The organism is Microcoleus sp. LAD1_D3 (genome assembly GCF_036702135.1).
Classification (GTDB): domain Bacteria; phylum Cyanobacteriota; class Cyanobacteriia; order Cyanobacteriales; family Microcoleaceae; genus Microcoleus.
Window position 1 is genome coordinate 1 of record NZ_JAUBSB010000152.1, and the last position, 1897, is coordinate 1897.

The following is a 1897-nucleotide window of genomic DNA, read 5'->3' on the forward strand; positions in this document are numbered from 1 at the left end:
AATAACCACTGTTGTTGGCGAGCGACTTCTGTGAGGACTAGCAAGGTTTTATATTGCTTTTTATTCAGACCTTCTAGAGCGTCGGTTCAGTATTAGGAGTTGACAAAACTGGATTAGTATGATATGGCTGGAAAAGCCTTTTCAATTCTAACAATCAGGAAGAAGGAAGAAATCTTATGCGTCCTCCCTTATGGCATCCTCCTATTGAACTCTCACAAAGAGAAGCGTTGATTATCAAACGCATTAAACGAGCCAAGTTATTCACGTTTCTTCGACTGAACCGTTCATTCATATTTAATGATGAGTTTCAAGAAGAACTTGCTACAATTTTTAAAGACAGCACAGTGGGTCACAGCCCAATTCCTCCTGCACAAATTGCCTTGGCAATTATTCTGCAAGCCTACTTAGGCATTTCTGATGATGAAGTAATTGAAGAAATGCTCATGGATCAACGTTGGCAGTTAGTTCTTGATTGTCTCAATTGTGAAACTCCCCCTTTTAGCAAGGCCACTTTGGTTCGATTCAGAAAGGGCTTAATTAAAAAAGAACTGGATCAACGTTTAATTGACCGCACCGTAGAAATTGCCAAACAAAAAGGTGGATTTGGCTCATCTCAACTTAAAGTGGCTTTAGATTCATCCCCGTTATGGGGAGCCGGGAAAGTCGAAGATACATATAATCTATTGGGTCATGCTTTGCGTAAGGCGGTGAGTGTGATAGCTGCTGTGCAGGGGAGGGAGCCAGCAGAAATTGCCCATGAAGCAGGTGCACCCATCCTTAATAGTTCCAGCTTAAAAACAGCCTTAGATTTAAACTGGGATAATCCAGTAGAGCGTCAAAATGCACTCTTAATTATCCTAAATAGCTTAGATTCTGTAGAAGAATGGATGCAAAGCCAGTCTGATTGTGATGAGTTTGAAGTGGCTCAACAAACTCTAGATGTTGCCCGATTCATTGAATCCCAAAATGTGACTTTAGACTCTCAATGAGTGCCTACTCTTGCTAAAGGGGTGGCCGCATATCGTCGCATTTCTATTGAGGACGCCGATATGCGACATGGGCGTAAAAGCCGGTCTAAAAAAATAGATGGATATAAACGCCACATCCTCAAAGATTTAGAGAGTGGTGTAGTTTGCGCGGTGGCGTTGACTCGCGCAAATACTCCGGAATCCGCTGCTACAGTTGACCTAGAACGTGACTTAAAATTCCAAAATATTCACCTAGCTGAGTTACATATTGATCGGGCTTATTTATCCAGTCATTGGGTGGTACAACGGGATGATAAATTACAGATATTTTGCAAGGCGTGGCCGGTCAGAAATTCTGGACGGTTTGATAAAAATTCTTTTTTTCTTGACTGGGATACGCATTTAATTAGCTGTCTCAATCAGGTAAGTGTCTCATTTGAACCCGGAAAAACTGTTCATTTTCCTTTGAGTGAATGTGCCATTTGTCCTCTGAGGGAAGACTGCACAAACAGTAAAAGAGGACGTAGTGTATCAATTCATCTTGATGAAGCCTTAATGCAAGAGTTGCGAGCGCGTCAGTCCACTGCTATTGGTCGCCAAGACTTGAGAAAACGTACTACAGTTGAACACTCTCTGGCTCATATTGGGTATTGGCAGGGGAACCGCGCCCGGTATCGAGCGACAGCGGAAAAATCTCTTCGATTTACGCCGAGTCGCTGTTGTCCATAATCTTCATGTCATTGCTCGAATGGCTGAGGTTCTGCCAATTAAACCGGCCGTAGAGTCTAACTCATTGACCGGGTAACTTCATACATCTGTTTTCTTGTCAACTCTTAATACTGAACCGACGCCCTAGGAGCGCACCCGCATCAATTAGTTGTTCAATATGAGCTAGGTTTCTTTTGATATATTGGAGTTGTTTTTTAATT

Annotated in this window: 1 pseudogene; it reads left to right on the top strand. The window is 42.4% G+C overall.

Going from position 1 to position 1897, the window contains the following annotated elements:
* The first annotated feature begins 176 nt into the window (after positions 1-176).
* Positions 177-1773: pseudogene (locus tag QUA74_RS29685) on the top strand (IS1182 family transposase).
* Positions 1774-1897 lie beyond the last annotated feature (124 nt).